Here is a 12,277-nt window from a genome sequence, read left to right as displayed (position 1 = left end):
CCGGTGAGTGACGAGACCGGTGAGCTGCAGCAGGACGGTGCGCGCGACCGGGCGTCCGCGCTCGCGCGGTGGGTATTGGAACTGGACCGCCGGCCCGACCTCGTCGCCCTGATCCGCCGCACCCGCCGCGCTCTGCCCGGCGACCCGGGCTTCGGGGATCCGCTCTCGACCGCGGGCCCGGGCAGCGCTCGGGCGGTGGCGCGGGTCGCCGACCGGCTGCTCACCGACCAGCCCGGGGCTTCGCGAGAGGTCGGGCTCGCGGCGCTGCAGGTGTGGGAGGCGGCGCGGGAGCGTTCCGGCCGCGGTGGCGGCGACACCGAGGTGACGCTGGTGTTCACCGATCTGGTCGGCTTCTCCTCCTGGGCGCTCGCGGCCGGCGACGGCGCCACCCTGCGGATGCTCCGCGAGGTCGCCGCTGTCGCCGAGCCGGAGTTCGTGAACCGTCACGGTCGCATCGTCAAACGCATGGGCGACGGCCTGATGGCCGTCTTCCACGATCCGGCCCGGGCGGTCGCCGCGGTGTTCGCGGCCCGGCGCGCGCTAGCGGACGTCGAGGTGGCCGGGTACCGGCCGGTGATGCGGGTCGGCATCCACACCGGCACCCCGCGGCGGATCGGCGCCGACTGGCTCGGTGTCGACGTGAACATCGCGGCCCGGCTGATGCAGGCCGGCGGCAACGGGAACGTGATGATCTCGGCACCGTCGCTCGAGCAGTTGGGGGAGGAGCGCCTCACGGAGATGGGGCTGGCGGCCAAGCCGCTGCGGCGGTTCTTCTCCAGCCGAGCCCGCGGGGTCCCCGATGATCTGCGGATGTACACGTTGACGTCGGAGTGAGCCGGGTGGCGACCGCGTATTCGGCCGCCCCGCTCATGGGGCTGTGTTGTGTCGTCGCATTGTCGTCGGGCACTGGCGGCACGCCCGCCCCACACACGAATTGCGCCTTTCCCCACACAGATAGCGTCCGGATCCGTGGAACCACGTTTCACGACGGGCTTGTGTGGGGAAAGGCGCGGCGGTTGGCCGGCAGCGACGGCGCACGCCCAGCGGTCAAACGGCCAACCGTGCGCCGGTTCTCCTCAGTCGAGCGCCCTGTCCGGACCGCTCAACCGCCACAGCGGCGAGACGGGGCCGTGCCCGTGCCCCAGCGGATACGCGGCCTGCAGGCAGCGGTGCACCCAGGCCTTGCCGTACTCGACCGCCTCGGGCATCGAGAACCCGTGCGCCAGAGCGCAGGTGATGGCCGAGGCCAGGGTGTCACCGCCGCCGTGGTCGTGGCCGGTGGGCACCCGCACGGTGCGGAACTCGTGGAACCGGTCACCGTCGTAGAGCAGGTCCGGACTCTCGTCGCTGCTGCGCAGGTGACCGCCCTTGACCAGTGCCCAGCGCGCGCCGAGTTCGACCAGCGCGGCCGCTGCCTTGTGCTGGGTGCCGTCGTCGACGACGTCGATGCCGGTGATCAGCCGCACCTCGTCGAGGTTCGGGGTGACCAGCGTGGCCTGCGGGATCAGCTGCTGCCGAACGGAGTCCAGCGCGTCGAGCGCGAGCAGCGGATCGCCGTGCATCGACGCGCACACCGGGTCCACCACCAGTGGGATGTCGCCGCCACCGCCGATGCCGAGTTCTGCGCACACGGCGACCACGGCGTCGATGATCGGTGCGGACGCCAGCATGCCGGTCTTCGCGGCGGAGACCCCGATGTCGGTGACCACGCTGCGCACCTGTGCGGCGACCGTCTCGGGTGGGATCTCGTGAATGCCGGTGACGCCCACCGAGTTCTGCACTGTCACCGCGGTGATCGCAACGCAGCCGTGCACTCCCGACAGTGCCATCGTGCGCATGTCCGCCTGGATGCCGGCCCCGCCTCCGGAGTCCGAACCGGCGATGGTCAGCGCCCGCACCGGGGTCTGGCCGTCGGCCGGCGGTTCGAGCGTGATCATCCGTCGACCACCGGCAGGTAGACGTGCTTGCCGCGGTCGGCGAATTCCTCGGATTTGGCTGCCATGCCGTCGGCGATCATCCGGTCTATGTCCTCCTGTGTCTCGAGCCCGTTGCGTTGGGCGAACTCGCGCACATCGGCGGAGATCCGCATCGAGCAGAACTTCGGTCCGCACATCGAACAGAAGTGCGCGGTCTTGGCCGGCTCGGCCGGCAGCGTCTCGTCGTGGAACTCGCGCGCGGTGTCCGGATCGAGTGACAGATTGAACTGGTCGGTCCAGCGGAACTCGAAGCGCGCCTTGGACAGCGCGTCGTCACGCTCCTGGGCGCGCGGGTGCCCCTTGGCGAGGTCGGCGGCGTGCGCGGAGATCTTGTAGGTGATCACGCCGACCTTCACGTCGTCGCGGTCGGGCAGGCCGAGGTGTTCCTTGGGGGTCACGTAGCACAGCATCGCGGTGCCCGCCTGCGCGATGATCGCCGCGCCGATCGCCGAGGTGATGTGGTCGTAGGCCGGTGCGATGTCGGTGGCCAGCGGGCCGAGCGTGTAGAACGGCGCCTCCTCGCAGAGCTCCTCTTCGAGCCGCACGTTCTCGACGATCTTGTGCATCGGCACGTGGCCGGGGCCCTCGATCATCACCTGCACGCCATGGGATTTCGCGATGGTGGTGAGCTCGCCCAGGGTGCGAAGCTCGGCGAACTGCGCCTCGTCGTTGGCGTCGGCGATGGAGCCGGGCCGCAGCCCGTCGCCCAGCGAAAAGGTGACGTCGTACTTCGCGAGGATCTCGCACAACTCTTCGAAGTGGGTGTACAGGAACGACTCCCGGTGGTGCGCCAGGCACCACGCGGCCATGATCGAGCCGCCGCGCGAGACGATGCCGGTGACCCGCTTGGCCGTCAGCGGCACGTAGCGCAGTAGCACCCCCGCGTGCACGGTCATGTAGTCGACGCCCTGCTCGCACTGCTCGATCACGGTGTCGCGGTAGAGCTCCCAGGTCAACGCGGTCGGGTCGCCCTTGACCTTCTCCAACGCCTGATAGATCGGCACGGTCCCGACGGGCACCGGTGAGTTGCGCATGATCCACTCGCGGGTGGCATGGATGTCCTTGCCGGTGGACAGGTCCATGATGGTGTCGGCGCCCCAGCGGGTCGCCCAGACCATCTTCTCGACCTCCTCGGCGATCGAGCTGGTCACGGCAGAGTTGCCGATGTTCGCATTGATCTTGGTGGCGAAGCGCTTGCCGATGATCATCGGCTCGGATTCGGGGTGCCGGTGGTTGGCCGGGATCACTGCGCGACCGGCCGCGATCTCCCCGCGGACGAACTCCGGGGCGAACCCCTCGCGCGCGGCGATGAAGCGCATCTCCGGCGTGATGATGCCCTCGCGCGCCCAGGCCAACTGGGTCGCCGCGGTGTGACCCACGCCGTCGAGGGCGACCGGTTCGGGACGAGACCATCCGTCGCGGGTCTTCGGCAGCCCGGCCTCGAGGTCGATGACGGCGGTGTCGTCGGTGTACGGCCCGGAGGTGTCGTAGACGTCGTGATGCTCGCCGGTGGTCAGCTGGATGCGCCGCACCGGGACCCGCATGCCGTCGACGTCCAGATGGTGCTTCACCGATCCCTCGATGGGGCCGGTGGTGATGCCTTCGGGTCCCCCGGCGGGCCCGGGCGTCGCAGCGGACGCATCGCTGGTGACAGGTGTGCTCATGTCGATTGCTCCCTACGCCGGCATTACCCGGTCAGGTTCAACGGTCGACGGCCCTGACGCTCGGAGAGCTAGCCGTCCTCTCAGCCCGCTGGTGCGAGCCCCCGTGGGTGAAGTTGTACGACGACCACGGTAGCGCAGCCGGCATCGGGCCGGAACCTGCAGCGAAGGCTCGCCGGAGCCTGGGTGAAAGCTGTGCGAGGCTGCGAAATCGGGGACGGGCCGGGGCGTGAGTGCTTTACTTTCACTGTCATCCGTGCGCGTCCACGTGGCCTCCGGACCATCTGTCGGCACGGTGTTGGTACCGCGTCTGTGACCTGGTCTCGACCGAGGTCGACAGCGTGTGTCACGCGCCACGACGACGCGATGGCACATACCGCCGACAGGCCGAAGCCGATCGACTCGATCAGTGGAGGCGGCTGTGAAGCAGGTCAACGGGTCCGGTGACGATCTCGCCACCGCGCCCGTTGCGCCGCGGCCCCCGCCGAGCCCGGTCCGGGCCATCCCGACCCTGCTGCGGGGCCTGGCGCAGGTCGACTTCATGCAGAGCGCCTGGTGTGGGCTGTTCTTCGCGGCAGCGCTGTTCGCCTCGGGTTGGAAGTACGGGCTCTTCGCGCTGATCGGTACCGCGGTGTCCACGCTCACCGCGCTGGTGTGGCAGGTCGACGGTGATCGGGTGCTGGCCGGTCTCGAGGGGTTCAACGGCGCACTCGTCGGCACCGCTGCGGGGGTCTTCCTGGGGCCCGAGTACCTGTCGAGCTGGCTGATGGCCGCCGCCGGTTCGGTCGCCGCGACCATCGTGACGGCGGCCCTCGTCCGATTGCTCGGCACGTGGGACATCCCGACGCTGACCTTTCCGTTCTGCATCACCGCCGCGGTGCTGACCATCGCCGCACCCGAGTTCCAGCGACTGTGGCACGGACGCACCGGACTGGCCGGGCTCGTGGAACCGGCGCAAGGACCCACCGGGCTCGGCTGGGCGGACCTGTGGCGGGCGTTCTTCGCCAACGTCGCGCAGATCTTCTTCATGCCGCAGTGGTACGTCGGCCTGCTGTTCCTGGCGGGCATCTTCGTGGCCAGCCGTCGCGCCGGCGTGGTCGCCTCGCTGGGCAGCGTGGTCGGCATCGTCACCGCGTGGGCGCTCGGCTCACCGGCGGACGAGATCCGGGCCGGCCTGCTCGGCTACAACGCGGTGCTGGTGGCGCTGGCCCTGTGCGGGGTCTTCCTCGCCGTGAGCGTGTGGAGCGTGGCCTACGCGGTGATCGGCGCCGCCTCGTCGACCGGGGTCACCGGTGCGCTCAGCGACTTCTTCACTCCCGTCGGCGGGCACACCCTCACCTGGCCGTTCTGCCTGACGACGCTGGTGTTCCTGCTGGCGGCCCCGGCACTGCCACGGCTGCGGAGAACCGGGTGAGCCGGCAGATACGGACGTGCAGGCAGGCCGTGCAGACCGAGAAGGAGAGTGCCGATGAACCTCACCCAACGTGAGATCGACAAGCTGTACATCCACGTGGTCGCCGATCTGGCGCGCAAGCGGCGCGGCCGGGGCCTGAGGCTGAATTACAGCGAGGCCGTCGCCTTGATCAGCGAGGCCATCGTCGAGGGTGCCAGGGACGGCCGCACCGTCGCCGAGTGCATGGAACTGGGCACCCAGGTCGTCACGTCCGACGACGTGATGCCGGGTGTACGCGAGATGGCCAAGCTGATCCAGGTCGAGGCGACCTTCGTCGACGGCACCAAACTCGTCTCCTGTCACGACCCGGTGGGAGGCGCCGGCAGATGACCGGACCCGCGGACGTCACCGTCCTGCTGTCCTGCGGCCACGAGCGCGGCGAGCTCGCGCCGGGGGCCGGGCCGTGTGTGCCGGCGGGACGGAGACTGGCCGGGGCCGTCGAGGAGGCGCTGCACCGCGGGAACGGTCCGGTGTGCGTCGTGCCGATGACGCTCGGTCGCGACCCGCGCCTGATCGCGGAGTCCGCCCGCACCCTGCGCTGGGCGACCGGCCGGTGGCCCGGCCGGGTTACGCTGGCCGAATCCTTCGGCAGCACAGGTCATCTCATCGGATGGCTGCGGACCGCGGCGTTGCGCGTGTGGTCCGGCGTCCCGGATGGTGGCGAGCCGCAGCCGCGGGCACTGCTCATCACCGCACCCGCCGCCGATCCCTTCGACGACGCCGAGCTGTTCCGGATCGCCCGGTTGGTCCGGCAGTTCGGCCGTCACCGGTGGGTGGAGGTGGCGTTCACCGGTGGCGACCCGGACATCGCCGAGGGGGTGGATCGATGCCTGCGGCTGGGCGCGGAATGGGTGTCGGCGGTGTCGGCCGCGTTCGGGCCCGCGCTGACCGGCGACCTCGCCGCGCGACCAGATGTCGATGACGGTGGTGCACTGCTGACCGAGCCCGCCGTGCGCCGCGTGATCGACGCCCGTGTGGCCGTCGCGCTGGACCGGCTCGACCACGGCGACAACGGCATCGGCGCCGGGTTGGACGCCGAACACGGCCACGGCTACGCCCACTCGCACGGTCCCGGCGAACACGAGCAGGATGTGCCCGGGCCGGATGTGCCCGGGCCGGATGTTCACGGACACAACGGACATCACCATCACCACCACACACACGCCCATCACCACTGACAGGTTCGACGACCACGACCGAGGAGGCCGAACATGGCGTCAGGTGCGCACTATCTCTACGGTGACGATCCGGTCGAGTTGAACGTCGGCCGACGCAAGACCACGCTGCGCGTGAGCAATACCGGCGACCGCGCGATCCAGGTGGGCTCGCACTACCACTTCTTCGAGGCCAACCGGGAACTCGAGTTCGACAGGACGGCCGCGTACGGCATGCACCTGGACATCGCGTCCGGCACCGCGGTCCGCTTCGAACCCGGCGACACCCGCGAGGTCCCGCTCTGCACGTTCGGTGGCAACGGCCGCATCCTCGGATTCAGCAACCTGGTCGACGGCGGCCTGCACGCTCGCGACACCCGGGCCGCGGCGCTGCGCCGCGCCGCACAGCGAGGTTTCAAGGACTCCGGACCGCGGGAGGGTGAATAGCATGACGGTGCTTCCGAGGAAGACCTACACCGACCTCTACGGTCCGACCGTCGGCGACCGCTTCCAACTGGCCGACACCAATCTGATCGTGGAGGTCGAACGCGACTGCAACGCAGGCTTTCACGGCGACGAGGCGGTGTACGGCGGTGGCAAGACCATCCGGGACGGCATGGCGCAGGACCCGGGCGCGTCGGTCGGCCGCGGCGCGCTCGACCTGGTGATCACGAACGTGGTGGTGCTCGACGCGGTGATCGGGGTCGTCAAGGGTGACCTCGGCATCCGGAACGGTCGGATCGTGGCACTCGGCAAGGCCGGCAACCCGCACACGCAGGACGGCGTACATCCGGCCCTGGTGATCGGTCCCGGCACCGAGGTGATCTCGGGGGAGCACCTGATCGCGACCGCGGGCGGCATCGACACGCACATCCACTTCATCTGTCCGCAGCAGGTCGAGGACGCACTGTCGAACGGCATCACCACGATGATCGGCGGCGGCACCGGCCCCACCGACGGCACCAAGGGCACCACCTGCACGCCCGGGCCGTGGAACATCGCCCGGATGCTGCAGGCGGTCGAGACCCTGCCGGTCAACGTGGGGCTGCTGGGCAAGGGCAACGGCGCGGTGCCGAGAACCCTCGTCAAGCAGGTCGAGGCGGGGGTGTGCGGGCTGAAGGTTCACGAGGACTGGGGTGCGACGCCGGCGGCGATCCGCGCGGCGCTGACCGTCGCGGACGAACACGACATCCAGGTCGCCGTGCACACCGACACCCTCAACGAATCCGGGTTCTACGAGGACACGCTCTCGGCGATCGACGGCCGGGCCATCCACACCTTCCACACAGAGGGCGCAGGAGGCGGCCACGCGCCGGACATCATGCAGATCGCAGGCGAGCCGAATGTGCTTCCGGCGTCGACGAATCCGACCCTGCCGTACACGATCAACTCGGTCGACGAACTGCTGGACATGGTGATGGTCTGCCACCATCTCAGCCACGACATTCCCGAGGACGTCTCGTTCGCCGACTCCCGGGTGCGTGCGGAAACCATTGCGGCGGAGACGGTCCTGCACGACGAAGGCGTGATCTCGATCTTCTCGTCGGACTCGCAGGCGATGGGCCGGGTCGGCGAGTCGTGGACCCGCGCCTTCCAGACCGCGCACCATTGCAAGGACCAGCGCGGCCCGCTTCCCGAGGACGTCGGCGCGGACGGCTCCTCGCGCAACGACAACTTCCGGGTGTTGCGCTACGTCGCGAAGATGACGATCAACCCGGCGCTGGCGACCGGCACGGCCGCGCACATCGGATCGCTCGAGCCGGGCAAGCTCGCCGACATCGTGCTGTGGCCGATCAACGCGTTCGCGGCCAAGCCCGCCCTGATCGTCAAGGGCGGCATGGTCAGCTGGGCGCCTATGGGCGACCCGAACGCCTCGATCCCGACACCGCAGCCGGTGTACTACCGGCCGATGTTCGGCACGCTCGGCCGCGCCGCGCAGGCGACCCGGGTGACCTTCATGTCGCAACTCGCCATCGACCTGGGTGTGCCCGGGAATCTCGGCCTGGAGAGCGAGATCCTGCCGGTGACGCACTGCCGTTCCGTCGCGAAACAGGATCTGGTGCGTAACAACGCGACCCCGAAGATCAAGGTGGATCCGGACACGTTCCGGGTCACGCTCGACGGCGAGCCGGCGACGATCGAGCCGGCGCGGAGCCTGCCGCTGACCCAGCTGTACTACCTGGTGTGAGCGGTCATGACGACGAACGGTACGCGCGAACTGCTGGCGAGTCTGCAACTCGCGGACTCGGCGTTCCCCAGCGGCTTCTACACGCTCTCACACGGCCTGGAGGGGTTCGCGCAGGCGAAGGCGGTCGACGCGGACTCGCTGCCGGCGCTGCTCGAGGACCTGCTGCGGCACGGGATCGGCCCTTCCGACGCGACCGCGCTGGCCCTTGCGCACCGCGCGGCGAGCGCCGGCGACACGGACCTGTTGGTCGCCGTCGAGCAGCGCCTGTTCGCGAGCAAGCTCAGCGGTGAGCAGCGCGTGGCGTCCACCCGCACCGGACGCCAACTGCTCGACCTCGCCCGCGAGGTCTACGGCGGCACGGCGCTCGACGAGTACGCCCGGCTGCTCGCGGCGCGGCGCGTGCCCGGATGCCAGCCCGTCGTCGCGGGCATCGCCTATGCGGCGGCGGGTGTCGCGACCGAGCGGGCGGTGGTGAGCGACCTGTTCGCCGTCGCGGCCAGCTTCGTCGGCGCCGCGTTGCGGCTGCGGCTGACCGACCACCGCGTCGCCCAGGTGCTGCTGCACCGCGCGGGTCCGGTGATCGAGGAGGTCGCCGCCGACGCGTTGGTGCGCGACCTCGCCGATCTCGGCGGCTGCGTGCCGATGGTGGACGTGATGGCGGGCCGGCACGAGCGGGCGGAGGCGCGGCTGTTCGCCACGTGAGGCGGCGGGACACGAGTGGTACAGGCAGATCACGCAGGCACAGGAAGGAGAGTCATGGAGGCGAATACGCAGCGAGAGGTGCTGAAGATCGGGATCGGCGGTCCGGTCGGTTCGGGCAAGACCGCGCTGATCGAGGCGCTCGTGCCGGTGCTGACCGCACGCGGTCGCCGGCCCGCGGTGATCACCAACGACATCTACACCCAGGAGGACGCCGAGCACGTGCGGCGCACGCTCGACGGCGTGCTGGAGCCGGAGAAGGTGGTCGGCGTGGAGACCGGCTCGTGCCCGCACACCGCAGTGCGCGACGACCCGACCATGAACCTGGCGGCCGGGGCGGAACTGCTGGACCGGTTCCCGGACGTCGACACCCTGCTGTACGAGTCGGGTGGCGACAATCTGACCCTGACCTTCAGCCCCGTCCTGGTCGACGTGTTCGTGTTCGTGCTCGACACCGCGGAGGGCGAGAAGATGCCCCGCAAGCGTGGGCCGGGCATCACCGACTCCGACCTGCTGGTGATCAACAAGGTGGACATCGCACGATACGTGCGCACCGACATCGACGTGATGGAGTCCGATGCGCACCGCGTGCGCGAAGGCCGTCCGGTGCAGTTGACGAACTGCCTTGCGGGGCAGGGTATCGAAGAGGTCGTCGCGTTCCTCGAATCGCGTCGTCCGGTGCCGGCGTGACGGCGGTGCGGGAGGCCGAGCCGGTGGAGGTGGACCGGTTCTCGCCGGCGCACTACGAGCCCGAGCGGGTTCCGCGCGAGGTGCTGCGGCACCGGGGGACCCCGGACACGCTCGGAGTCGGTCGCCCCGGGAAGGTCGGACTGCTCGAGCTCGGGTTCGCGCGGGTCGGCGCGCGCACCGAACTGGTGCGACGCTTCCAGAAGTCCCCGCTGCAGATCATGCGTCCGCTCTACATCGACCCGCTCCGCCCGGACCTTCCGGTGGTGTATCTGATGTCGACCGGCGGCGGCATCCTGCAGGCCGATCGGCTCCGGACCGACATCGACTGCGGCGCCGACGCATCCGTGCTGGTCACCACCCAGGCGGCCACCAAGGTGCACCGGATGGATCGGGACTACGCGACCCAGCTCGTCCACCTCACCGCGGGCCGGGGCGCCTACCTCGAATACCTGCCCGGGCCGATCATCCCGTACGGCGGCACCCGGATCTATCAGCGCACGGTCGTGACCGCCGACCCCGCGGCCACGGTGCTGATCGCCGAGACCGTGTTGGCGGGCCGGTTGGCCCGCGGCGAGCGCCACGACTATCACGTGGTGGCCTCCGACCTCGAGATCGCCCGTCCGGGAGCCGGACTCGTCGCGGTCGACGCGGTCCGGCTGGACCCCGGCCGTGCGCGGGTGACCGGACCGGGCGTGCTCGCCGGGCACACGCTGATGTCGACGTTCTACGCGGTGAGCCCCCTTGCGACGCCCGCCGCGATCGCGGACGCGCTGCACGACGCGCTGAGCGGGCATCCGGTCGACCGCGGGGTGAGTGTGCTGCCGCACGATGCGGGCGCATGGGTGCGCATGCTCGCCGATGACCCGCCCGCGGTGACGGCGGCATTGGGCGCGGCGTGGGATGCGGTGCGGCAGTTGCTGACCGGTGTGCCCGCGCCCGCGCTGCGGAAGACCTGAGCGGTCAGCCCTGCAGGTCGACGATCACGGGTGCGTGGTCGCTGGCGCCCTTGCCCTTGCGTTCGTCGCGGTCGATCGAGGCGCCGGACACCCGTGCGGCGAGCGCGGGGGAGCACAGCGCGAAGTCGATGCGCATGCCCTGCCGCTTCGGGAAGCGCAACTGCGTGTAGTCCCAGTAGGTGTAGACGCCCGGCCCCGGTGTGTGCGGGCGTACGACGTCGGCGAACCCGGAGTCCACGAACGATGCGAACGCCTCCCGCTCGCCGACGGAGGTGTGGGTCTTGCCCTCGAAGAAGGACGGATCCCAGACGTCCTCGTCGGTGGGGGCCACGTTCCAGTCGCCGACCAGCGCGACCTGGGCGGCCGGGTCGCGCTCGAGCCATCCGGTCGCGTCCTTGCGCAGCGCGGCGAGCCAGTCCAGCTTGTACGCGTAGTGCGGATCGGTCAGCTCACGACCGTTAGGCACGTAGAGACTCCACACCCGCACGCCCGCGCAGGTGGCGCCGAGCGCCCGCGCCTCGGGTGCCTGCTCGGACTCCGGGTCCTTGTGGAAACCGGGTTGGTCCGCGAAGCCGACCTCGACGTCGTCGAGTCCGACCCGCGAGACGATCGCGACCCCGTTCCACTGCGAGTAGCCGACGTGCGCCACCTGATAGCCGATTTCGGTGAACCGCTCGGTCGGGAACTGCTCGTCCTTGCACTTGGTCTCCTGCATGGCCAGGACGTCGACGTCGCTGCGCTGCAGCCAGTCCACGATCCGATCGGTCCGGGCCCGCACCGAGTTCACATTCCACGTCGCCAATCGCACGATGCCAGGCTATGCGGCACCTCCGACATGCGGGATTCCGGGAGCCTGTGGTGCGCCACGAACGGGCCGGGAAGGTGCTGTGGATGTGCCCGAACCCGGCCGCGGTCGTGGCGCGAATGCCCTCGGCACTGTTAGATGGGTCACACCCGACGAGACGACCGGAGACACGATGACCACGAGCAGCCCGTCGATGGAAGTGACCGACAACCTCGAGCAGAGTCGGTTCGAGCTGCGCATGGACGGGGAACTGGTGGGGATCGAGGGCTACCGCGTGGAGGGCGCGGTCGACGACCCCCGGCACGCCGGCGCCGGCAGCGTGGTCGCGTTCATGCACACGGTCGTGCAGGAGGAGGTCTCCCATCGCGGACTGGCCGCGGTGCTGGTCGGCCGTGCGCTCGACGAGGCCCGCGACCGCGGCTGGCTGGTCCGGCCGGTGTGCACCTATGTGCAGCGCTTCCTCGACCGGCACCCGGGATACGAGGACGTGGCGCCCGGCCGATAGGGGCGATCGGCCGGACAGGCACGTCGCGTGCCGACCCGACCGCCCGATTCTCGGGGAATCAGATGCATGATGCCGGCCGCGAGGTCCATGCCCGCCGAGATCGGCGAGAGCCCGGGGTCGATCGCGCTGCTTCCGGTGTTGATCAGACGCCTGTGACGTGTGGACCCGGCGGGCGCCGCTCCCCGTTCTA

The 12,277-nt window shown here is 70.1% G+C and carries 13 protein-coding genes; 10 read left to right on the top strand and 3 right to left on the bottom strand.

Annotated elements, in window-relative coordinates; all coding sequences use genetic code 11:
• The first annotated feature begins 3 nt into the window (after positions 1 to 3).
• On the top strand, positions 4 to 834 hold the full coding sequence (locus G4X40_RS07885) for an adenylate/guanylate cyclase domain-containing protein (RefSeq protein WP_408642149.1): 831 nt from the start codon (positions 4 to 6) through the stop codon (positions 832 to 834).
• A gap of 242 nt (positions 835 to 1,076) precedes the next feature.
• On the opposite strand, the gene thiD is transcribed toward G4X40_RS07885, so the two are convergent.
• Both thiD and thiC read right to left on the bottom strand, forming a co-directional pair.
• Positions 1,077 to 1,937 carry a bifunctional hydroxymethylpyrimidine kinase/phosphomethylpyrimidine kinase gene (gene thiD, locus G4X40_RS07880; RefSeq protein ID WP_277831533.1) on the bottom strand — a complete coding sequence of 287 codons (861 nt, stop codon included), beginning with the start codon at positions 1,935 to 1,937 and terminating at the stop codon, positions 1,077 to 1,079.
• Positions 1,934 to 3,640, bottom strand: a complete 1,707-nt coding sequence (gene thiC / locus G4X40_RS07875) for a phosphomethylpyrimidine synthase ThiC (RefSeq protein WP_277831532.1) — start codon at positions 3,638 to 3,640, stop codon at positions 1,934 to 1,936. Before thiC ends, thiD begins: the two co-directional genes overlap by 4 nt.
• Positions 3,641 to 4,058: 418 nt before the next feature.
• On the opposite strand from thiC, the gene G4X40_RS07870 reads away from it, so the two are divergent.
• The 8 genes from G4X40_RS07870 to G4X40_RS07835 are packed head-to-tail and all read left to right on the top strand — an operon-like array spanning position 4,059 to position 10,777.
• Positions 4,059 to 5,051, top strand: coding sequence for an urea transporter (locus G4X40_RS07870; RefSeq protein ID WP_277831531.1), 993 nt, complete (start codon positions 4,059 to 4,061; stop codon positions 5,049 to 5,051).
• A 54-nt stretch (positions 5,052 to 5,105) separates the two neighbouring features.
• Entirely contained in the window at positions 5,106 to 5,420 is a 315-nt protein-coding gene (locus G4X40_RS07865) for an urease subunit gamma (RefSeq protein ID WP_277831530.1), read from the top strand.
• Complete coding sequence (locus G4X40_RS07860; RefSeq protein ID WP_277831529.1) at positions 5,417 to 6,268, top strand: sirohydrochlorin chelatase; 852 nt, start codon at positions 5,417 to 5,419, stop codon at positions 6,266 to 6,268. The genes G4X40_RS07865 and G4X40_RS07860 overlap by 4 nt, the downstream gene beginning before the upstream one ends.
• 33 nt (positions 6,269 to 6,301) lie before the next feature.
• Entirely contained in the window at positions 6,302 to 6,691 is a 390-nt protein-coding gene (locus G4X40_RS07855) for an urease subunit beta (RefSeq protein WP_277831528.1), read from the top strand.
• A 1-nt stretch (position 6,692) separates the two neighbouring features.
• A complete protein-coding gene (gene ureC / locus G4X40_RS07850; RefSeq protein ID WP_277831527.1) occupies positions 6,693 to 8,432 on the top strand; it encodes an urease subunit alpha in 1,740 nt (579 codons plus the stop codon).
• A gap of 6 nt (positions 8,433 to 8,438) precedes the next feature.
• The gene (locus tag G4X40_RS07845) at positions 8,439 to 9,134 is read left to right on the top strand and encodes an urease accessory protein UreF (protein WP_277831526.1); all 696 of its coding nucleotides are present in this window, start codon (positions 8,439 to 8,441) and stop codon (positions 9,132 to 9,134) included.
• Positions 9,135 to 9,188: 54 nt separating this feature from the next.
• Positions 9,189 to 9,821 (top strand): urease accessory protein UreG, encoded by a 633-nt coding sequence (gene ureG / locus G4X40_RS07840; protein WP_277831525.1) that lies wholly within the window; start codon positions 9,189 to 9,191, stop codon positions 9,819 to 9,821.
• Entirely contained in the window at positions 9,818 to 10,777 is a 960-nt protein-coding gene (locus tag G4X40_RS07835; RefSeq protein ID WP_277831524.1) for an urease accessory protein UreD, read from the top strand. The genes ureG and G4X40_RS07835 overlap by 4 nt, the downstream gene beginning before the upstream one ends.
• Positions 10,778 to 10,781: 4 nt before the next feature.
• Here G4X40_RS07835 and G4X40_RS07830 read toward each other — a convergent pair whose 3' ends face one another.
• A complete protein-coding gene (locus tag G4X40_RS07830) occupies positions 10,782 to 11,585 on the bottom strand; it encodes an exodeoxyribonuclease III (RefSeq protein WP_277831522.1) in 804 nt (267 codons plus the stop codon).
• Positions 11,586 to 11,754: 169 nt separating this feature from the next.
• Between G4X40_RS07830 and G4X40_RS07825 the strand changes: the two genes are divergently transcribed.
• The gene (locus G4X40_RS07825; protein ID WP_277831521.1) at positions 11,755 to 12,087 is read left to right on the top strand and encodes a GNAT family N-acetyltransferase; all 333 of its coding nucleotides are present in this window, start codon (positions 11,755 to 11,757) and stop codon (positions 12,085 to 12,087) included.
• The last annotated feature ends 190 nt before the right edge of the window (positions 12,088 to 12,277 follow it).

It is taken from the genome of Speluncibacter jeojiensis (assembly GCF_029589495.1).
GTDB classification, from domain to species: domain Bacteria; phylum Actinomycetota; class Actinomycetes; order Mycobacteriales; family Mycobacteriaceae; genus Speluncibacter; species Speluncibacter jeojiensis.
Note: the sequence above shows the minus strand (reverse complement) of the source record. Positions and strands in the feature narration are given on the sequence as shown.

What these genes read in the sequence shown, in the direction of transcription:
- thiD (WP_277831533.1), bottom strand. Translation starts at nt 1,937, where the DNA reads ATGATCACGCTCGAACCGCCGGCCGACGGCCAGACCCCGGTGCGGGCG.
- thiC (WP_277831532.1), bottom strand. Translation starts at nt 3,640, where the DNA reads ATGAGCACACCTGTCACCAGCGATGCGTCCGCTGCGACGCCCGGGCCC.
- G4X40_RS07865 (WP_277831530.1), top strand. Translation starts at nt 5,106, where the DNA reads ATGAACCTCACCCAACGTGAGATCGACAAGCTGTACATCCACGTGGTC.
- G4X40_RS07860 (WP_277831529.1), top strand. Translation starts at nt 5,417, where the DNA reads ATGACCGGACCCGCGGACGTCACCGTCCTGCTGTCCTGCGGCCACGAG.
- G4X40_RS07855 (WP_277831528.1), top strand. Translation starts at nt 6,302, where the DNA reads ATGGCGTCAGGTGCGCACTATCTCTACGGTGACGATCCGGTCGAGTTG.
- ureC (WP_277831527.1), top strand. Translation starts at nt 6,693, where the DNA reads ATGACGGTGCTTCCGAGGAAGACCTACACCGACCTCTACGGTCCGACC.
- G4X40_RS07845 (WP_277831526.1), top strand. Translation starts at nt 8,439, where the DNA reads ATGACGACGAACGGTACGCGCGAACTGCTGGCGAGTCTGCAACTCGCG.
- ureG (WP_277831525.1), top strand. Translation starts at nt 9,189, where the DNA reads ATGGAGGCGAATACGCAGCGAGAGGTGCTGAAGATCGGGATCGGCGGT.
- G4X40_RS07825 (WP_277831521.1), top strand. Translation starts at nt 11,755, where the DNA reads ATGACCACGAGCAGCCCGTCGATGGAAGTGACCGACAACCTCGAGCAG.